The 19,880-nt window shown below is 38.7% G+C and carries 18 protein-coding genes; 3 read left to right on the plus strand and 15 right to left on the minus strand.

The annotated features are described in order from the left end of the window. Nucleotides 1–7: 7 nt before the first annotated feature. Complete coding sequence (gene rpe, locus CDOM16190_RS04765; RefSeq protein WP_170019103.1) at nt 8–655, plus strand: ribulose-phosphate 3-epimerase; 648 nt, start codon at nt 8–10, stop codon at nt 653–655. Beyond that, nucleotides 652–1,455, plus strand: coding sequence for a 3'-5' exonuclease (locus CDOM16190_RS04770; RefSeq protein WP_170019104.1), 804 nt, complete (start codon nt 652–654; stop codon nt 1,453–1,455). The genes rpe and CDOM16190_RS04770 overlap by 4 nt, the downstream gene beginning before the upstream one ends. Before the next feature lie 69 nt (nt 1,456–1,524). On the opposite strand, the gene epsC is transcribed toward CDOM16190_RS04770, so the two are convergent. The 14 genes from epsC to yajC are packed head-to-tail and all read right to left on the minus strand — an operon-like array spanning nt 1,525 to nt 17,088. Continuing rightward, entirely contained in the window at nt 1,525–2,061 is a 537-nt protein-coding gene (gene epsC / locus CDOM16190_RS04775; RefSeq protein ID WP_502707511.1) for a serine O-acetyltransferase EpsC, read from the minus strand. A gap of 12 nt (nt 2,062–2,073) precedes the next feature. Next, nucleotides 2,074–2,985 carry a cysteine synthase A gene (gene cysK, locus CDOM16190_RS04780; protein ID WP_170019105.1) on the minus strand — a complete coding sequence of 304 codons (912 nt, stop codon included), beginning with the start codon at nt 2,983–2,985 and terminating at the stop codon, nt 2,074–2,076. Nucleotides 2,986–3,010: 25 nt separating this feature from the next. Next, the gene (locus CDOM16190_RS04785) at nt 3,011–3,679 is read right to left on the minus strand and encodes a 3-methyladenine DNA glycosylase (RefSeq protein ID WP_170019106.1); all 669 of its coding nucleotides are present in this window, start codon (nt 3,677–3,679) and stop codon (nt 3,011–3,013) included. A gap of 8 nt (nt 3,680–3,687) precedes the next feature. After that, complete coding sequence (locus tag CDOM16190_RS04790; RefSeq protein WP_170019107.1) at nt 3,688–4,494, minus strand: TIGR00282 family metallophosphoesterase; 807 nt, start codon at nt 4,492–4,494, stop codon at nt 3,688–3,690. Then, entirely contained in the window at nt 4,491–5,255 is a 765-nt protein-coding gene (locus CDOM16190_RS04795; protein ID WP_170019108.1) for an ATP-binding protein, read from the minus strand. The genes CDOM16190_RS04790 and CDOM16190_RS04795 overlap by 4 nt, the downstream gene beginning before the upstream one ends. Beyond that, nucleotides 5,252–8,200, minus strand: a complete 2,949-nt coding sequence (gene mfd / locus CDOM16190_RS04800; protein ID WP_170019109.1) for a transcription-repair coupling factor — start codon at nt 8,198–8,200, stop codon at nt 5,252–5,254. Before mfd ends, CDOM16190_RS04795 begins: the two co-directional genes overlap by 4 nt. Further along, nucleotides 8,190–9,368 (minus strand): Mur ligase family protein, encoded by a 1,179-nt coding sequence (locus tag CDOM16190_RS04805; RefSeq protein ID WP_170019110.1) that lies wholly within the window; start codon nt 9,366–9,368, stop codon nt 8,190–8,192. The genes mfd and CDOM16190_RS04805 overlap by 11 nt, the downstream gene beginning before the upstream one ends. Next, complete coding sequence (locus CDOM16190_RS04810; RefSeq protein WP_170019111.1) at nt 9,365–10,915, minus strand: GGDEF domain-containing protein; 1,551 nt, start codon at nt 10,913–10,915, stop codon at nt 9,365–9,367. The genes CDOM16190_RS04805 and CDOM16190_RS04810 overlap by 4 nt, the downstream gene beginning before the upstream one ends. Next, entirely contained in the window at nt 10,896–11,435 is a 540-nt protein-coding gene (gene lptE / locus CDOM16190_RS04815) for an LPS assembly lipoprotein LptE (RefSeq protein ID WP_170019112.1), read from the minus strand. The genes CDOM16190_RS04810 and lptE overlap by 20 nt, the downstream gene beginning before the upstream one ends. Nucleotides 11,436–11,437: 2 nt before the next feature. Continuing rightward, on the minus strand, nt 11,438–13,903 hold the full coding sequence (leuS, locus tag CDOM16190_RS04820; protein WP_170019113.1) for a leucine--tRNA ligase: 2,466 nt from the start codon (nt 13,901–13,903) through the stop codon (nt 11,438–11,440). Between the two features lie 8 nt (nt 13,904–13,911). Then, nucleotides 13,912–14,250: a DUF6394 family protein gene (locus CDOM16190_RS04825; RefSeq protein WP_169973686.1), complete on the minus strand. Its 339-nt coding sequence runs from the start codon at nt 14,248–14,250 to the stop codon at nt 13,912–13,914. A 9-nt stretch (nt 14,251–14,259) separates the two neighbouring features. Next, nucleotides 14,260–15,231: a protein translocase subunit SecF gene (secF, locus tag CDOM16190_RS04830; RefSeq protein ID WP_170019114.1), complete on the minus strand. Its 972-nt coding sequence runs from the start codon at nt 15,229–15,231 to the stop codon at nt 14,260–14,262. 2 nt (nt 15,232–15,233) lie between these two features. Further along, nucleotides 15,234–16,814, minus strand: coding sequence for a protein translocase subunit SecD (secD, locus tag CDOM16190_RS04835; protein ID WP_170019115.1), 1,581 nt, complete (start codon nt 16,812–16,814; stop codon nt 15,234–15,236). Further along, complete coding sequence (yajC, locus tag CDOM16190_RS04840) at nt 16,807–17,088, minus strand: preprotein translocase subunit YajC (protein ID WP_169942038.1); 282 nt, start codon at nt 17,086–17,088, stop codon at nt 16,807–16,809. Before yajC ends, secD begins: the two co-directional genes overlap by 8 nt. On the opposite strand from yajC, the gene CDOM16190_RS04845 reads away from it, so the two are divergent. Further along, nucleotides 17,061–18,371: an apolipoprotein N-acyltransferase gene (locus CDOM16190_RS04845; protein WP_170019116.1), complete on the plus strand. Its 1,311-nt coding sequence runs from the start codon at nt 17,061–17,063 to the stop codon at nt 18,369–18,371. The two genes, yajC and CDOM16190_RS04845, sit on opposite strands and share 28 nt — an antisense overlap. 170 nt (nt 18,372–18,541) lie before the next feature. Here CDOM16190_RS04845 and metK read toward each other — a convergent pair whose 3' ends face one another. Beyond that, entirely contained in the window at nt 18,542–19,750 is a 1,209-nt protein-coding gene (gene metK, locus CDOM16190_RS04850) for a methionine adenosyltransferase (RefSeq protein WP_170019117.1), read from the minus strand. Between the last annotated feature and the right edge of the window lie 130 nt (nt 19,751–19,880).

Consider the following 19,880-nt stretch of genomic DNA (forward strand, 5'->3'; position numbering starts at 1 on the left):
GATTTATATGTACGTTGCTCCGAGTATTTTATCGGCTGATTTTGGAAATTTAAGAGCGGAGATAGAGGCCATCTGCGAAGCGGGTTGCGATCTTGTGCACGTTGATGTGATGGATGGGCATTTTGTTCCGAATTTAACCATCGGACCGCTTGTGGTAAGTGCAGTTGCAAAGGCTTCCACAAAGCCTCTTGATATACACTTGATGGTGCAAAACAATACATTTTTTGCCGATCTTTTCTTGCCGCTTAAGCCTAAATTTTTAAGCTTTCATATAGAGGAAGAAAAGCACCCGCTAAGACTAATAGACCATATCAGAAAAAACGGCGTAAGCCCTGCTATCACGCTAAATCCGCACACGCCTATTGAAACTCTTGAATACATCATAAACGAGATTGATATGGTTCTTTTAATGAGTGTAAATCCCGGCTTTGGCGGACAGAAATTTATCCCTTCAGTGCTTGAAAAAGCTCGCAAACTACGCGAAATGATAGAGCGCAAAAATGCAAAATGCATGATAGAAGTTGACGGCGGAATAACGGGACTAAACGTAGCCGAGCTTGATGAAGCGGGCGTTGATATCGTCGTTGCGGGCAATTATATATTTTCATCAAACTCTTATGCCGAGGCGATAAGAGCGCTAAAGCTTGAGTTTTGAACCAAAAGCTAGAAAATCTCATAAATTTACTCTGCAAGCAAAATTTAAGCTATTATGAATTTATCTCAAAAGCAAACGAGATAGAAGAATTAAGCTCGATATTTGACGTAAGAGACCTTGCCATGTGGCAAATTTTAGGGCTTGACATTAAGCGAAACGGCTCAAACGAGATAGAGTTAAACACAAGAAAAAGAAATATAGACGATCAAACTTTTTGCGTCGTAGATATAGAAACGAGCGGCGGTATAAACAGCGGACAGATCATAGAAATCGGCGCGATTAAGATAAAAGACGGAATTGAGCTTGATAGATTTGAAACTCTCGTGTATGCAAGCAGCGTACCTGAAAACATCTCCGCGCTTACGGGCATACGAGTAGAGGATCTCAAAGGCGCTCCAAGCCTTGCAAGCGTGCTTGAAAAATTTAGACTTTTTTTAGCCGAGTGCGTTTTCGTAGCGCACAACGTGAAATTTGACTACGGATTTATCAACGCCAGCTTTGAGAAATTTGGACTTGGCACTATGCTAAATCGCAAAATTTGCACTATCGATCTAGCTCGTAGAACAATCCCTTCGCTTAAATACGGACTTGGCGCACTAAAAGAGGTTTTAGGCATACAAAACACTCATCATAGAGCGATGAACGACGCTATCGCCGCAGCTGAAATTTTTAAAGCCGCTGTTAAAAATACTCCAAGTGTAGTAAGGTACACGGAAGATCTTATAGAGTTTAGCAAAACCGCAAATACGGTCAAAAGACCGACAGTTAGCGCTCAAACCGTGATAAATTTTGAAGAGTGATTTTTAAGCTCTACTCGCTTGGAATTAATCTAAATTTTATAAAAGCTCAAATTTTATAGTTTGTGGGCTTTAGCTCTCGATTTTCTCGCCGTTTATCCTAACTACTCTAGCGGGTATACCGACAACCGTTGCATTATCGGGCACATCTTTAAGCACGACTGAATTTGCTCCGATTTTTGAATTTTCGCCTATAGTGATAGCACCAAGTACCTTTGCGCCTGCTGCTATGACAACACCGTTTTTAATAGTCGGATGACGCTTGCCTACTTCTTTACCCGTTCCGCCAAGAGTTACTTGATGATACATCGTAACATCATCTCCGATCTCGGCTGTTTCTCCGATAACTACCCCCATGCCGTGATCGATAAAGAGCCTTGAGCCGATCTTTGCGCCCGGATGTATCTCAATGCCCGTTATAAATCTTGAAATTTGAGAGATAAATCGAGCGATAAAAAAGAATTTCTTCACGTATAGAAAATGCGAAAATCTATGAAAAACCACCGCATGAATGCCCGGGGTGTTTATAAGCACCGCCCAAAAGCAGCATCCGTTTGCGGCGGGATCTTTCTCACCGACAGTGGCAACCAGCTCTTTTATCTCTTCTATTATCTTCAAATTTTAAACCTCGTAAAGTGGCGTGCTTAAGTATCTCTCGCCATTATCGGGAGCTATAAACAGCACTTTTTTGCCCTCGCCCAGCCTTTTTGCCGTGCGGATAGCTACTGCAAGAGCGGCACCTCCGGAGATCCCAAGCAAAATTCCCTCGCTTTTTGCCAAGACCCTAGCCGCCTCAAAAGCCTCTTCATTACTAACTAGCTCTATTGTGTCGATTAAAGAGGTATCAAGTGTATCAGGGATAAATCCCGCTCCTATGCCTTGAATTTTATGTGCGCCTGCCGTATTTCCGGAAATCACGGCGGAATCCTTTGGCTCAACTGCGATTATCTGTGTGTTGTAGCCATTTTCTTTAAGCACCTTAGAAACGCCGCTTAGCGTCCCGCCCGTTCCGACACCGGCTACAAAAGCGTCAAGCTGCTTAAAATCACTCATTATCTCAACTGCGGTAGTCTTTACGTGAGCTTGCGGGTTATAGGCGTTTTCGAACTGACTTAGCATCATATATCCTGGCTGTTTTGCAAGCTCATTTGCCTTTTCAATAGCGCCTTTCATGCCTTTTGCACCCTCGGTTAGCACAAGTTTAGCTCCATAAGCGGCTAGAATTTTGCGCCTTTCGATACTCATCGTCTCAGGCATAGTTAGCACCACTTCATACCCAAGCGCGCTTGCCGTCATGGCTATGCCGATACCCGTGTTTCCGCTTGTGGGCTCTACTATAACATCACCCTTTTTTAAAGCGCCATCTTTTTGCATCTCAAGAATCATATTTGCAGCGATCCTATCTTTTACCGAGCCGCCCGGGTTGAAAAACTCAAGCTTAGAGTAAATTTCTGCCATGCCTACTTGCTTTAAACTATTTAATTTTACTACAGGCGTCTTTCCTATCGTTTGAATTATATTCTCATATATCATTTTATTCCTTGATTAAATTTTCCAGTTATTTTAACACATCAAGCAAAGTAACTTCAGCTTCGTCAATCTTCTTTCCTTTGAAGTGAGCTTTGCCAAATTCCACTATCTTGCCGTGATAGCGCGCAAAAATTTGATTTAGACTAAGCTCTTTTCCGTAAGCTTTGCAAACTGCGCCTGTATCGATATCTTCAAACCACTCACGTGCCTCTTCATAACTTTCAAATTCATATCCGAAATGAGCCAAAATCCTAAGTGCGTAGCTATCCACGCACATCACTTCGCGCTCACAAGCATAGCAAAGTATCGCGTCACAAGTCTCGGCACCTATGCCTCTAATGCCAAGAAGCCACTCTCTGCTCACGTTTTGCTTAAAGCTCTCAAAGCTGCCAAATTCCTCATATATCGCCTTGCAAAGCGCACTTAATCTCTTTGCTTTAGTGTTGTAAAAGCCGCTTGGTTTAATCATGATCGCAATACTTGTGGTGTCTAAATTCGCTAAACGTTCAAGAGTTAAATTTCCGCTATTTTTTAGATTATCAAGCGCTTTTTGAGCGTTTTTCCATGCGGTATTTTGCACCAAAATTGCTCCGACAATCACTTCAAAGCTACGCGAATTTGGCCACCAAAGCTCATCTTGCAAATCCGCTTTAATTCCCGCGTTTAAAAGCGTTATTAATAGTTCTTCGCTTCTCAAATTTCAACCTACTTATCAAATTTAAGTGCGTTTTGTACCTGCATCTCATCTATGCCGTCTATGACTCTAACTTTAAAAGCGTCTATACACCTGCTCTCTTCACACTCAAAAACCATCATCTGAAATATCCGCCTACACCTTTCATTTACCTTAAAAGAGTGCTTAAAGCCCGTTAAAAATGTCTTAATAGGAGCTTCTTTGTCCATACCGATAACTCCGTCAAAGGGTCCGCTTAAACCCACATCGCTTGCATAAGCAGTATGATTTAAAATTTGCAAATCATCAGTGCCTACGTGAGTATGCGTGCCAAATATCGCGCTAACTTGCCCGTTTAGATAGCCAAATATAGCGTTTTTCTCACTTGTTGCCTCGGCGTGAAAATCAATAAGTATGTTTTGGCTCTTGCACTCTTTTAGAGCGTTTTGCACCTCTAAAAAGGCGTTATTCGTATGGGGCATAGCGTAATGTCCCATTAAATTTATGACACTTAAGCTTTTCTCGCCTCTTTTTAAATTTATCACACCTTTGCCGGCAGTGCCTGCGAAGTGGTTATACGGACGAATGATCGGTAAGCTGTCCATAAGCGAGGCAATCTCCTTTTTATCAAAGCTATGGTTACCTCCCGTTATCGCGTCTATCCCGCACTCAAGGAGTTCTGCTGCGTTTTGAGCGCTTAGTCCAAAGCCTCCACTTGCATTTTCGCAGTTTGCGATGACAAAATCAAGCTCAAATTTATCCCGCATCTTTTTAACGTTTTCAGCCACGATCTTACGACCCGCTCGCCCGACGATATCGCCTATAAATCCCGCTCTCACAAAAGCTTCTCTTTATAAGATAGATAAAACTGCTTTGCGGTTCGTCCTGACCTGCTGGCTCTAAGCGCAGAGTAGTTTTTAGCAAGCTCGTGAAGCATCTGCCTATCGCCCATGTAGTCTTTAAAATAAAAATCCACGATCTTAAGATACTCGGCAAAGCTTCCCTGATAGAAACTTATCCAAAGACCAAAGCGATCAGATAGCGAAATTTTTTCATCCACGCTTTCTGCGTAGTGGATCTCGTCACTGGTTACGCTTGTGCCTTCATTGTCGCTTTTTAGCTCGCTGATTAGATGACGGCGATTTGAAGTGGCGTAGATGAGCACGTTTTTAGGAGCTTTTTCTATAGAGCCTTCTAAAATCGGCTTTAAAAATTTATAGTTAGTATCTCCCGCTTCAAAGCTTAGATCATCGCAGTAAATAATAAATTTATAATTGCTTCTGCGAACCTCATCGATGATATCAACGATAAATTCAAGTTCATCGCTTCTAAGCTCTATAATTCTTAAACCCTCGTTATGAAATTTAGTAAAAACAGCCTTTACCAAGCTACTTTTGCCACACCCTCTTGCACCCCACAAAATGGCGTTGTTAGCCTCTTTGCCGTCTATGAAATTTTGAGTGTTGGCTATTAACTGCTCTTTTTGTTTTTCCATGCCGACAAGGTTATCAAGCTCAACAAAATCAATCTCATGCACAGCCCTTAAAGCCCCTATCCTACGCCTAAAAACAGCAGCGTGACTCAAGCTCCAATCAATCATCTTGACGCCTTTCTTAGATGGATTAAAATTTCATCTATTATATCGTCATCATCTTTGCTTTTTGATTTTAAAACCGTTTTCTCGTCGTTTAAATTTGTAAGAACGATGTTTTGACCGCTGTTTGAGACAAGCTTAAAGCCAGCTTTTGCGGCTAAAATTTTAATTATTATAAGCGATAAAAACTGCTTGGTATAAATGTCAATCTTTCCGAACCTATCCTCAAGCTCGCTTTCTATGGCATGTACTTCGCTTACCTCTTCACACTTGCTAAGGCGACGATAAAGCTCCAGACGAAGCCTGTCTTCACGGATAAAATCTTGATTTAAAAATGCGTTTATACTGAGCTTGAGATCAACTTTTTTACTCTTGAAATTCTCTTTGTTTAAAAGCTTATTTATCTCGTCTTCAAGCATTTTAATATAAAGCGAATATCCGATAGCCTCGATATGCCCGCTTTGAGCCTCTCCGATTAAATTTCCTCCGCCTCTAATCTCTAAATCATGATAAGCAAGTACGGAACCCGAGCCTAAAAACGAATTGCTCTCAAGTGCGACAAGCCGCTTTAAGGCCTCAGGCGTAAGCTCGCTTCTATCCTCGACCAAGAAATAACAATACGCCTGCTTGTCGCTTCTACCCACGCGGCCTCTTAGCTGATGAAGATCCGCCATACCGAATTTGTTTGCATTTTCTATGATTATCGTATTTACGTTTGGCAGGTGAATTCCGCTTTCAACAATGCTTGTGCAAAGCAAGATGTCGTATTCGCCCGCTTTAAATTTCATCATCTCGTCTTCTGTGGTATTTGCATCTATCTTTGAATGAAGTATGAGGATGCGCAAATTTGGCAAAATTTTCTTAATCTGCCTTTTTGCCTGATCCATAGTGGCGATGTGATTGTGGATATAAAAAATTTGCCCGCCTCTTCTTAGCTCCCGCAAAATCGCCTCTTTAATCACCTTTTCGTCCCACTCCCTTACGCTCGTTCTCACGTCTAAACGAGAGCTTGGCGGAGTTTGAAGCACGCTATAGCTTTTTACGTTGCTAAGCGCCATATTTAGGCTTCTTGGGATAGGTGTCGCACTCATTGAAAGGATATGCGAGTTGCTTGAAATTTCTTTTAACTTCTCTTTTTGCTTAACGCCGAATTTATGCTCTTCATCGATGACAATAAGCCCTAAATTTAAAGCCTTCAGTCCCAAAAGGGAATGAGTTCCCACGCAAACGCAAGCAAGCCCCTCCTCAAGCGCTCTTTTAACGGCTGATTTTTCTTTTGCCGAACTAAATCTATCAAGTCTAAAAACTGGAATTTCAAATTTGTCAAACCTGTCTTTTAAGCTCTTAAAATGCTGAGCCGAAAGCAACGTCGTAGGCACGAAAAATAGCGCCTGAAATCCTGATTTAACACATTTAAATATCGCATTCATCGCGATTTCAGTCTTGCCAAAGCCGACATCTCCGCTTAAAAGCCTATCCATAACCTTACCGCTTGCAAGATCCTTTGAAATTTCGCTTGCAGCCTTTTCTTGATCTATAGTATAATCAAAGCCCGCATTTTGCAAGAAATTTAAGTATTCGGCATCATCTTTTTGTATAATTTCGGCGCGAATTAGCTCTCTTTTAGCGGCAAGTTCGATGATCTTGGAAGCGATTATAAATAGTTTTTGGCGAACTTTTTCTTTTATCTTGGCAAAGCTAGCCTTACCAAGCCTATCAAGTGCCGCTATAGAGCCGCTTTGAGCTATGTAGCGATCGATTAAATTTATATTTTCGACAGGCAAAAGAAGTTTGTCGTCGTTTTGATAAACGATAACTACGAATTCGCGCATGCTTCCTAGCACGGTTATCTTTTCAAGTCCCGCAAATCGACCTATACCATACTCTTCATGCACGACGTAGTCATTTATCTTTAGCTCGTCGATCACTAAACTTGCATGCTTAACGCGGCGCTTCTTTTCAAATTTATTAAGCGAAACGATGATTTCGTTACCGGAAGTTAAATTTACGACAACATCGCTTTTAATAAATTCTATATTTTTATATTCGCTTAAATTTAATGAGTTAAAAAGCCCGTCGTTTCGGGCTATGACCTTGATATTTTTATTGGCGTTAAGTTCAAAAAAGTCCTTATTAGGCGTTACTGATAAATCTTTGTAAATTTTTGCTTCAGGAATCACGGGCAAATCATGAAGCGCGCTCGTATCTCTCTCAAAATCCTCGAATTTAAACTCTTTTGCAAGGACGGTCTTAAACTCCTTGCTATAGTCTATAAAACCATCAATCGCCCAAAAACCAAGTGAATTAAGGTCATTTATCAGAGCCTCGCTTTTTAGCTGCTGCGCTTTTTGGCTTGCTTTTTCAAATTCATCCTTGCTAAGCGCTGCGATAAATGGTGAAATTTCAACGCTTTCAAGTTCGGTTTTGTTTGAAATTTGAGTGCTGGTTGAGTAGTTTCTGATGCTTTCTATCTCGTCATCAAAAAGCAAAATTCTATGAGGTTCGTCGCTTCCTATGCAAAATATGTCAATGATATCTCCGCGCAAGCAAAACTCGCCCTCGCTCTCAACGATATCCACAGGCTCGTAACCAAAGCGCGTAAGCTCGTCAGCTAGCTCGTTTAAGTTTAACTTATCGCCAAATTTCAGAGTAATTTTTTGTAGATGTTTTTTGCCGGGAAGTTTGTTTAAGATGGTTGAAATAGGAGCTATAAGAAGCTTTTTGCCCTCAAATTCGTAAAATTTAGAAAGCTTAGCCGAAAGCTCATAAAGCTCTGCGCTAAAAGAGCGTAGATCATCGCCAAAATGCGCTCTAAAATCAGGCAAGCTAAACGGACAAACGCCTGCAAATTTAACCGCATTTTCGATAAGCAAAGCCTCCTTATCATCTTCACAAACGATAATCTGGGCTTCGTTTGGCTTTAAAAGATACTCATATATCCTAGCTTGCATTAAACTGCCTTAAAAAGGCCTCGACTAGATAAAACGAGCCAAAAGCCAAATATAACTCATCTTTATTTTCGCATAAACTATCAAAATTTGCCAAAAAATCCCTATGCTGGATATCTAATTCATTAAGAGTTTTTCTGATCTCATCGGTAGCTAGCTCACGTTCGCCACTATCATATTGATAAATTTCAACTCTTTTTATTATGGGCTTAAGAGTAGCTAAAACCGCCTTATAATCCTTATCGGCAAAAGAGTTATATATCAAAACAAGCTTTTTACCGATAAATTTTTGAGCTATGGTCTGCGCAGCAAGCTCGTTGTGACCAACATCCACATAGATATTTTGGGCTACTTTCTCACATCTTCCACGCAGATTCAATTCTTCTAAATTTTCTATATCAATCTTATTAATAAGTCTTTTTGCAGCTGCGCTTGCAAGGCATAAATTCGATATTAAAAAATATGGAAGTGAAAATTTAATAGAATATTTTTTAATATTTTCTACATCCTCTTTTTCCAAAATTTCACTTGCAAAATTTATCCTTACTCTTCTTGAAGCTGCAATCAAAAATGCGATATGGACGCTTATGCTATCCATCTCATCATTTAATATAGCTTGTGAATTTACTTGCATGGCTTTAAATTTCGTAGTTGAAATTTGCTCTATTGTTTTACCCAAAACAGCAGTATGATCAAGCCCAATCGGAGTAAAAACACTTAAAATTTTATCAAAAACATTTGTCGCATCAAGCTCTCCGCCCATGCCACATTCGCAAACAAAATAATCACATTCACTAAAAAGCACCGCCGCAAGCAGGGTCGCATACTCAAAATAGCTGGTTTTTACTTTAAATTCTTCACTTAGCATAGCCTGCAAACTCTCGTGAGCAGACTCCAAAAGCTCGCTTGAAACCACATCTCCGTTTAGCCAAAATCTCTCGCGAAATTCAAATATATGAGGGCTTGTGTAATGCCCCACACTCTTGCCTTGAAGATGCAGAATTTGAGCTAAAAACCTTCCTGTTGAGCCCTTGCCGTTTGTGCCTATGATGTGAATAATCTTAAACGGCTTTAAATTCGCCTTTATGCTACCCCATGCACGCGGCATACGAATATAATCTATCTCTTTGTAAAAAAGCGGTTTGTGGCTTAAAAATTCATCCAACTTCATATAATACTTGGCATAACCTGATTTCTGCCGTTTTGTTTAGCGGTATAAAGCATCTTATCGGCGGATTCAAGTGTTGATGATGAAGTTTTATTGGAGCTTCTTAAGGCTACTCCGCAACTAATAGTAACATCTATTCGTTCGTCTTTATACATAAATTTTGAATTTTCTATAATATCACGAATTTTATTTGCAAAATTTACACTATCTACTAAAGAAATTTGAGGAAGCAGCATAACAAACTCTTCACCGCCATATCTAGCCACAAAATCAATCTTTCTTGAGTATTTTCTAAGCATCTTCCCAACGCTTGCTATGATGACATCACCTGCATCGTGGCCGTAAGTATCGTTAATCTTTTTGAAATAATCTATATCAAAAAAGCAAATAGAGTAGTCCGCATCATAGCGTCTATATTTATCTTCCATACGATCAAGCTCTTCTATTAATGCTCTTTTTGTGGCGGTTTTAGTTAAGAAGTCCTCTTTGCTCTCGGCTTTAACCATAGCCAGCTCACCCTCAAGACTACTAATTCTATCTTGAAGCTCTTTTATTTTTTTTTGATCACTACTAACCTGCAATGAAAACTGTTGTGTTTCGTTGCCTAAAGATTCAGCTATGATAATAAGCTTATCTCTAATAACTTCAAAACTATCTTCTTTTAAATTTATTGAGTTTAGATCCCTTTTTATATCTTGCATCTTGGCTCTGCTCGTAGAGGAGCTACTCATCATATTTAAAAGCCTGGTATTTATCCCTTCAAGCACATCGTTTAAAACTGAAACTTTGGTTGAAATTTCAGCCCTATCAAGCTCTATACGCCTTTTAATCATTTGTTGTATATTATCTTGAGTTTCATCTAATTCTAATAGTTTAGGATTACTCTTTAAACTAAGCTCAAATCCTGAAATTTCAGCATTCATGCTTTCAGATATAGAAGGTGTAAGAGCACATACCAGAAGAGGAATCATCTTTTGGCATAGATAAGCGGTATCACCTGATCTTATAGAGGCATTATCAAGCTCTGTAATTGCTGTTTGCAAATCATCAAAACTCTTAACACCATAAAAACCAAGTCTTCTAATAAATAGATCATCATAATCTGTTAAAAACTCAAACCACTTGTCTCTAATCAGGTCGATAGACGATATGTCAAGTTTTTTATTAAGAGTATCTATGCTTAATTCTGCTAGTTTTTTAGCCTCTTTGTTATGAAGCATAGTCACTGCTTGAAATACTCTCTTACTCATAAAAACAAGCGAGTGTATAAGCTTTGCGGGTTCATTAATATTTGACGAGTTTAATTTAGCCGCCATAAACGCAAATAACTCATCTATATTTTTAACTCTTTTTTGTTTAAGTTGCTCTACAAGATCGGCATTGAGTCTAGAAAGATACTTTTCAAGCTTTTGACAATCAGGGCTTATGTATCCATTTTTTTTCGCTATCTCACAAAAAACTTCTGTGTAGTTATCGGGAGTAAGTATTAAATTCCTCTCCTTAATAGTGCTAATGGTATCTCTTATAATCTTAGTGATTGTTGCTGACATTTTTAAACCCTTTAACCGCAAGAGCTGCTAAATATTCATCAAAAGCCTCTTTTGAAGCCTCTTTTATCGCATTATATCTATCTGTTTCACTGATTACGCTATCTGCATAGCGAACATCTTTTATTTTTTGAGAAATAGTAAAATCATATTCACCGGTAGTTACACTCTTATATATCTTTCCGTTTTCAAATTTAGTATCAAACTCCATTTTTAAAATAGCTTTATATAACGATACATATCCATCTTCATCATATAAAAGTGCTTGTAAACTTACAGATTTTACAGACGCTATTATCTTTGTTTTTGCATTTTTATCACTACTAAGTTTTCTGTTAAGGCTTGATACTATACCCTCTTTTATGCTGTCTGCTATCCAAACACTGCTTTTTGGATCGGCTCTATCTATAGTCACATGCACGTAGATATCATCCCCAATCATATCTTTTGTGATCTTTGAAACAGGCTTATACCCGCACCCGACTAAAAAAACAGCGATGAAAACCGCAGCTATAAATCTCATATCTAACCTTTTACAACCAAATTTACAAGCTTTCCTTGCACGTAAATTTCTTTTATAAGCTCCTTGCCTTCAATCCATTTAGCGACATTTTCTTTGGCTGCTTTTAAAATTTCAGCTTCACTAGCGTCGCTTGGCACTTCAACTTCGCCTCTTCTTTTTCCATTTACGGTAATGGCTAAATTTAGGCTATCTTTTTCAAAGACCTCTTCTTTGATATCAATATGCGTGAAATTTGCTCTGCCAAATAAATTCTCGCTTAGCTCATTTGCTATATGCGGCACGATCGGCTCAAGCAAATTTAGTATTATAAAAAACGCTTCAGTGGTTACATCTTCATTGTTTTGCGCATTTACCGCGTTTAAAGCCTCCATACACGCAGCTATTAAGGTATTAAAAGTAAAGCTTTGCGTATAGACCTCTTGAGATTTTTTAAGAGCTTCATAGACTTTAGCTCGGGCGTATTTTTCATCCTTAGTAAGCTTTGTGTGATCTATATCAGGGATTTTAGAACATTTTTTAACGCCCACAGCCTTATCGTAAAGTCTATTTAAAAATCTAAACGCACCCTCAACTGCGCTATCGTTCCACTCAAGCTCTTTTTGAGGAGGCGCAGCAAAGAGTATAAACAGCCTTGCAGTATCAGCTCCATAGTTTTTAATGATATCATCAGGATCTACGACATTTCCTTTACTCTTACTCATCTTCTTGCCGTCTTTTAGCACCATTCCTTGCGTTAAAAGCCTCTCAAAAGGCTCATCATCACGCAAGTAGCCAAGATCTCTAAGCGCTTTTTGGAAAAATCTCGCATATAAAAGATGTAGTATCGCATGCTCGATTCCGCCGATATACTGATCGACATTCATCCAGTAATTCACGCTCTTTTCATCAAAGGCTATATCGTTCCAAGTCTTGTGATCGCTTGCATATCTGGCAAAATACCAGCTGCTTTGAAAAAACGTATCCATAGTATCAGTCTCTCTAACTGCGTCACCGCCGCATTTTGGACACTTGGTATGCTTCCAACTTGGATGTTTATCAAGTGGATTTCCTTCACCCGTTATCTCGACATCATCAGGCAGAGTAACAGGTAAATTTTTAATATCTTCGCAAACCACACCGCATTTATCGCAATGAATCATTGGAATAGGTGCACCCCAATATCTTTGGCGAGAAATTCCCCAGTCGCGAATTTTAAAATTCACAACTCTTTTTCCGATCTTTTCACTCTCAAATTTCTCTATGATTTTAAGCTTTGCCTCTTCGTTATTTAGCCCGTCTATAAGCGGCGAATTTATACAAATTCCACTTTCCGTAAATGCTTTTGATCCATCCATTTCTCCGTCAATAGGTCTAATCACTTGCTTGATAGATAGGTTAAATTTGCTAGCAAATTCAAAATCTCTCTCATCATGCGCAGGAACAGCCATAACAGCTCCGCTTCCGTAATCAGCCAAAACAAAATTCGCAACCCAAACAGGCACTTTTTCGCCGCTTAACGGGTGGATAACGTAAATTCCTAAAAATACGCCGTCTTTTTCTTTGGCTTGACGCTCTCTTGGGCTTTGATTTAGCATAGCTTTTACTTTTTGGCTTGCCTCATCGCTTAAATTTCCGCTATCAAGCAGCTTTTTAACTATCTTATGCTCAGGCGCAAGTGCGGTATAGCTAACTCCATAAATCGTATCAGGGCGAGTTGTAAAGACTTCAAAGCCCTCCGCTTCGCCGCCTAAAAACGCTTTAGAAGCGTCATCAAGACTAAATTTAAACTCAAGACCAAAGCTCTTGCCAATCCAGTTTTCTTGCATTGTGATTACTTGATTTGGCCACTTGTCTTTTAACTTTTCAAGATCGGCCAAAAGCTCCTCGGCATAATCTGTTATCTTTAGATAATACCCCGGCAACTCACGCTGAATTACGCTATTTCCACATCTCCAGCAGCAGCCATCCTCAACCTGCTCGTTTGCAAGAACGGTTTGATCATGCTCGCACCAGTTTACTATAGCATTTTTGCGATACACAAGCCCTTTTTCATACATTTTGATGAAAAATTCCTGCTCAAATTTCGTATAAAGCGGATCAGATGTGGCAAATTCTCTATTTTTAGAAAATGAAAAACCAAGCGACAAAAGCTCAGCTCTCATATAATCGATATTTTCATAAGTCCATTTTTTAGGATGAATTTTATGCTGTATAGCCGCATTTTCAGCAGGCATACCAAAGCTATCAAAGCCGATAGGATGAAGCACGTTATAGCCTTGTTTACGGTAATATCTTGCTAGCACGTCACCGATAGAGTAGTTTCTAACGTGACCCATGTGGATACGTCCGCTTGGGTATGGAAACATACTTAAGATATATTTTTTAGGCAGGCTATAATTATCTTTTGGTTCAAATTCTTCGTTTTTTAACCAAATTTCTTGCCATTTTTTCTCAATTTTTAAGGCGTCATACTTCAAATTTTCAGCCATTTTATCTCCTAAAATTCTTCTTGAGTCTTACTTGCTTCAACTAAAACAAGCGAAAGTGAAAAAAAGTTTGCGATAGCAGCACCGATTGCAAGTGAATAAACAACTGTCATATTTCCGGTTGTTTGAAGCACTACAAATGCAGGTATAAGGTGCAAATCAGCCACAAGCGAGCTAGCAAAAAGCTCAGCCGATAAAATATTTTTAACACCGATTTTAAGTAGCGTAGAGACTAAATTTATGCTAGCTGCTACAAATAGCGCTATCTCGTTTTTATCATACAAAAAACCCGCCGTAGTCGTTAGACTCATCAACGCAAAAAAGATATAAACAACCTTACCCCAGTTCATAAATCCTCCTTACACCACGCCTTTTTCAAACATAGCTCTATGTCTTTCGCGCTCTTTTTTCGCTTTCATCTTTTCAGCCTCTTTCGCTCTATATTTCTCCACGCTAAATTTAAACCAAAGAAGCATCGGAGAAGCTATGTAGATAGAGCTTAGAGTTCCTCCGACTATACCCACTAAAAGCACTAAAGAAAAGCCGTGTATCATATCTCCACCATATAAAAATAGTGTTAAAACAACCATTAAAGTAGTTACAGATGTAAGAATAGTTCTTGAAAGAGTCGCGGAGACAGATTCGTTTATAATCATATCAAGAGCCGAATTCTTACTTGTGTTTATGCTCTCTCTAATCCTATCAAAGATAATAATCTTATCATTTAAAGAATAGCCTATGATCGTTAAAACCGCAGCCAAAATATCCAAATTTACATCAATCCTAAATAAGCATATAGCACCTAAGGCTATCACTACATCATACGCTTCGGCAAATATAGCAGCCATCGCAAATCTCCACTCGAACCTAAAGGCAACATAAAGCAAGATACCCAAAAGAGACATGGCTATAGCCATCATTCCTTTTTGTCTAAGCTCGCTTCCTACCTTTGGTCCCACGACATCCACACGGCGAACTTCAAAGCTGCCAGTATCTTTGAGTAATTGAGATACGCTAGAGCCGATATCACTACCCAAATTTGAGCTTGAGCCCGAAAAACGTATAGTAATCTCCTCCTCTGAACCAAATTCGGTCACAGAGGCATTTTTTAAAGTCTCATCTTTATACAAAGCCTCTCTAATCTTATCAAGAGGTGCTTTTTTATCATACTTTATCTGGATCAGCGTTCCACCAGAAAAATCAATACCGTAATTTAGCCCTTTGGTAAAAAGCAGAAAGATTGAGCCAAAAAATAAAATAGCGGCTACGGCAAGGGCGATATGGCGCTTACCCATAAAATCATAAACATGTGCTTTTGAAAAAATTTGCATTATTACCCTCTCTTGTATCCAAACCAAATTTTGGTATTTCCGCTCTTCTCTATCTTGTCCATTATAGTATCAAACATGCCTCGAGTACCTAAAATAGCAGTTAGCATAGAAGCCGCTATACCTATGCTCATGGTTACGGCAAAACCCTTTACAGGACCCGTGCCGTATGCATACAAAACAACAGAGGTTATAATCGAAGTTAAATTCGCATCCACAATAGCACTCATGGCATTTTCATAGCCCTTTCTCACACTTAAGGCTATACCCTGCCCATCTCTTAAAAACTCCCTTATACGCTCATTTATAATTACATTCGCATCGACAGCCATGCCTACCGTAAGCACTATACCAGCCATTCCGGGCAGGGTCAAGGTAGCTCCAAACATAGCCATAACCGCAACCAGAATAAGGATATTCGCAACTAAGGCTAAATTTGCCAAAATTCCTGCAAACCCATAATAAGCTATCATAAATAGCACTACAAGAACACCCGCACCTGCGAGAGCCATCATACTTTGATTGATACTATCAGCACCTAGGCTTGGTCCGATACTTCTCTTTTCAAGCATCTTTACCGGAGCTAAAAGCGCACCGCTTCTAAGCGCAATAGCAAGATCATGAGCCTCTTCTACACTAAATCCTCCACTTATCTGGCCACTTCCACCGCCTATACGCTCATTTATAACAGGTGCCGAATAAACCCTACCGTCAAGCACTATAGCAAGTCTTTTTCCTACATTTGCACCCGTAAAATCTCCAAATATCCTAGCTCCTTCGGCATTTAACGTAAAATTTATAATTGGGGCGTTAGTTCGCTGATCAAAAGCCACTCTAGCATCCGTTAGCATTGAGCCATCAAGCACGGGAATATTTTTTACGGTATATTTCATTTGATCGCTTTTAACATCCGGATAAACGATTACACCATAGCTTTCAGCCTCTGCTGCGCTTAGAGTGTTTGCCTGCAACTGTCTTTTTTCATCAAGCGCCATCAGCTGCAAATGCGCAGCCTTAGCGATCAGCTCTCTTGCACGTTGCTCGTCAGCCTGAGTTTTCACGCCCGGAAGCTCGATTAAGATATTTTCTTTACCCTGCCTCGCGACCGTTGGCTCGGCCAAACCAAACTGATCAAGCCTATTTCTAATAGTCTCAACGGCTTGATTTATCGCATACTCAATCGTATGAGACTGCTCAGTCTCAGTTAGTCTAATAGTGTATTTGAGTCCTTCTTTTTGGACATCAAGCCCCTCAATCTCTTTCAGCATCCCATCTATCTTATTTTGATCATCGTTATCTAAAAGTTCAAAGCTTACATGCTCCTCTTTTATTTTAAAGTTATCTATCAAAATATCTTCTTTGCCCGCATAGTAATTTATACCAGAGGCCACGGATTTGACTTTAGAGTGTATGGCTTCTTGTGTTTCTACGCCAAGAAGCATATATAGACCTCCTTGAAGGTCAAGTCCTAAATTTATCTTAGATCCACCATCTGTCTGTAAAAACGAAGGAGCTGAAAAGCCTATGCCAAAAATTAGAGCTATTAGAAAGATAACGAGTCTGTATGTTACCTTGGCACTACGCATTTACTTTAGTCTCGATTTTTCTGGCAACAAACTCACGTCCGATACGCACTATTACATCGTCATTAAGTTTAACTTTGATAAAATCATCTTCCGGTTTGATAACCTCGCAGTAAAGTCCGCCGGCAGTGATGATCTTGTCACCTTTTTCTAGGGCTGCAAGCATCTTTTGATGCTCTTTTTGCTGTTTTTGCTGCGGTCTAATAACCAAAAAGTAAAAAATCGCGAAAAGCACGATCAGAGGTAGTAATGAAGCTAAAAAATTGCCTTCTTGCATTGTATTCCTTAGTGAAAAATTTTTTAATCAAATATTTTAGCACTAAAATTATAAGAAAAGCCTTTTTTAGTGCTTTTTTGATATCAAATTTTATATTTCTTTCGCTTTTTAATTCTGAAGTGCTAAATTTTATCTCGCCATTTCTTGCCATTTTAGGCTTTTATCTGCTATTTCAGTTTAATCGCCATGAGTTTTTTACGACAGGATTTTTCGTAGGAATTTTGTGGTTTTATTGGATAAGTTTTAGCCTTATTTATTACAACTTTGGCTATCTAATCCCAATTGAAATTTTATTTATCGGAATCGTATATGGAATTATGTTTTTTATAGCCGGAATTCCTACTCAAATTTGGCCTAAAGCGATCTTGCTTATTTTAATTTCAAATTTGCATCCGTTTAATTTCAACTGGCTAAATTTTGAGGCGATATTTGTAGTTGGAATTTTTAAACCGAATTTATATGGACTTATCTTTATTTTTACTGCGATTTTATCGCTATTTTACATAAAATCAAAGCTTAAATTTTTAGCTTTTATCACGCTTTTACTTTTTGCGGTTCAGTATAACGATAACAAGGCTAAAATTTTGCCTTTTGAAGTTGCTCTTACAAATACAAACGTACCTCAAGCTTTAAAGTGGGAAAAGTCGCTTAAAAATGAGTTTATAAACCAAAATTTAAAGATGATAGATGAGGCAATAAACGAAGGCAAAAGAGCTATAATCATGCCTGAGAGCGTATTTCCGACATTTATGACGCACGAGCGAAATTTAGTAGCCGAGCTTAAAGAAAAATCGCAAAAGATCGCTATCGTGACTGGCGCACTTGCCTATGAAAACGCACAAAGCTACAACTCGACTTTTTTATTTGATAAAGGCGAGATGAAGCGATTTGATAAATTTGTGTTAGTACCCTTTGGCGAGGAAATTCCGCTTCCAAATTTTATGAAAAATTTTATAAACGAGCTATTTTTTGATGGTAGCAAGGATTTCAAAACGGCAAATTCAGTTAGCAACTACGAGATAGACGGAGTTAAAATTCGTAATGCAATCTGCTATGAAGCTACGCGAGATGAACTGTTTAAAGGCGAATTTGATGTGATGATAGCTATCACAAACAACGGTTGGTTCGTGCCATCAACCGAGCCAAATTTACAACGCCTTTTGATTAAATATTATGCAACTAAATACAATAAAACAATTTATCACAGCGTAAACGGCTCAAAAAGCGAGATCATAACTCCTAAAGAGAGTTTGATAAGGAAAATTTTAGATAGCAGATCTTAAAAAGCATGCTTTAAATTTATATTCAAGATGGATTGTGTGTAGTTAATATAATTTTTAGTGGGCAAAATAAATAACTTTATTCAAGACATAAAATTTAAAAGCCTGCCGACCGAAAGCACTAATTTGTGTGTGATTATAAGACAGGCTTCTTAAATTTATTCTAAAATCCGTTATTTATGCGGAATTAAAGCTTTAAATGTATCTATGGCGTCTAGCTTCTCCCACGGATACTTCGCATTTCCAACCTGCCCTTTTGCTGCAACTTTTGCGTATAAAAACGTATCTTTGCCGGGCTTATCAAGTCCAAATTTTTGAGTTATCCATTTTGGAGTTAAAGGGAAATTTTGCATAACGAAATTTGATAAAATATCATCATTCAATCCGCTTATCTGAGTTCCCATTGTATCTACGCTAATAGATGTTGGCTTAGCAACTCCGATAGCGTAGCTTAGCTGAACGATACATTTTTTAGCAAGTCCCGCCGCAACGATATTTTTAGCTATCCATCTGGCAGCATATAGTCCGCTTCGATCAACCTTCGTATAGTCTTTTGAACTCTGTGCGCCGCCACCTATAGGAGCGTATCCGCCAAAGCTATCTACGATAAGCTTTCTGCCCGTTAGTCCGCTATCGTGAAGTGAGCTGTGATTTACATATCTGCCGGTTGGATTTATATAAATTATTGTCTTATCTTTATCATATAGCTCTTTTGGAAGACCGGTATCATCTATAAGCTCCCCAATAAGAGCTCTAAGTTCCTCTATCTTCATACTCTCTACGCAAGGAGCTGAGACAACGATAGTGTGTATGCTTTGCGGTTTGCAGTTTTCAAAGTTATCCTTACTATCATAATCAATTGTAACCTGAGTCTTTATATCAACACCCAGCTTATCGGGATTTGCTTTAGCAAATTTATATACTTTATCACAAAGCATTCTTGCATAAGTAATGGCTGCCGGCATATATTCTTTCGCTTCGCAGCTTGCAAAGCCAAACATTATACCTTGATCGCCTGCGCCTATCTCGCCGCTAGCTTGATCTACGCCTTGATTTATATCGCTACTTTGCTGATTTATACAAACCTTAACCTCGATATCATCAGGATGCAAGCACTGCTCTTTAGTAAAATTTGACTTACCATCATATCCGATTTTGGCCAGAGCGTTTTTGACTATACTTTCATAATCTTTAAAACTGAGCTTAACTTTTGAGTTTATCTCACCACCGATTACTATGTTTTTACCGGCTACAAATACCTCGCTTGCAACCCTACCGTTTGGATCCTGCATTAAAATACTATCTACTATACTATCAGCGATAATATCTGCGCATTTGTCAGGATGCCCCGGACTTACTACTTCAGATGTAAATAAATACATATCTTTCCTTAAATTTTATATTAAATTGTAAAATTGTAGCATTTCATAATAAAATTTATATTAATTTTTTGTTAAATTTTAAAAAATTTCAGAATCTTTTAGTTATACTTAAATCCAAATTTTAAATTTA

Source organism: Campylobacter sp. RM16190 (assembly GCF_012978835.1).
GTDB lineage: Bacteria > Campylobacterota > Campylobacteria > Campylobacterales > Campylobacteraceae > Campylobacter_A.

What these genes read in the sequence shown, in the direction of transcription:
- rpe (WP_170019103.1), top strand. Translation starts at nt 8, where the DNA reads ATGTACGTTGCTCCGAGTATTTTATCGGCTGATTTTGGAAATTTAAGA.
- cysK (WP_170019105.1), bottom strand. Translation starts at nt 2,985, where the DNA reads ATGATATATGAGAATATAATTCAAACGATAGGAAAGACGCCTGTAGTA.
- CDOM16190_RS04795 (WP_170019108.1), bottom strand. Translation starts at nt 5,255, where the DNA reads ATGATTGATTGGAGCTTGAGTCACGCTGCTGTTTTTAGGCGTAGGATA.
- mfd (WP_170019109.1), bottom strand. Translation starts at nt 8,200, where the DNA reads ATGCAAGCTAGGATATATGAGTATCTTTTAAAGCCAAACGAAGCCCAG.
- CDOM16190_RS04805 (WP_170019110.1), bottom strand. Translation starts at nt 9,368, where the DNA reads ATGAAGTTGGATGAATTTTTAAGCCACAAACCGCTTTTTTACAAAGAG.
- CDOM16190_RS04810 (WP_170019111.1), bottom strand. Translation starts at nt 10,915, where the DNA reads ATGTCAGCAACAATCACTAAGATTATAAGAGATACCATTAGCACTATT.
- lptE (WP_170019112.1), bottom strand. Translation starts at nt 11,435, where the DNA reads ATGAGATTTATAGCTGCGGTTTTCATCGCTGTTTTTTTAGTCGGGTGC.
- leuS (WP_170019113.1), bottom strand. Translation starts at nt 13,903, where the DNA reads ATGGCTGAAAATTTGAAGTATGACGCCTTAAAAATTGAGAAAAAATGG.
- CDOM16190_RS04825 (WP_169973686.1), bottom strand. Translation starts at nt 14,250, where the DNA reads ATGAACTGGGGTAAGGTTGTTTATATCTTTTTTGCGTTGATGAGTCTA.
- secF (WP_170019114.1), bottom strand. Translation starts at nt 15,231, where the DNA reads ATGCAAATTTTTTCAAAAGCACATGTTTATGATTTTATGGGTAAGCGC.
- secD (WP_170019115.1), bottom strand. Translation starts at nt 16,814, where the DNA reads ATGCGTAGTGCCAAGGTAACATACAGACTCGTTATCTTTCTAATAGCT.
- CDOM16190_RS04845 (WP_170019116.1), top strand. Translation starts at nt 17,061, where the DNA reads ATGAAGCTAAAAAATTGCCTTCTTGCATTGTATTCCTTAGTGAAAAAT.
- yajC (WP_169942038.1), bottom strand. Translation starts at nt 17,088, where the DNA reads ATGCAAGAAGGCAATTTTTTAGCTTCATTACTACCTCTGATCGTGCTT.
- metK (WP_170019117.1), bottom strand. Translation starts at nt 19,750, where the DNA reads ATGTATTTATTTACATCTGAAGTAGTAAGTCCGGGGCATCCTGACAAA.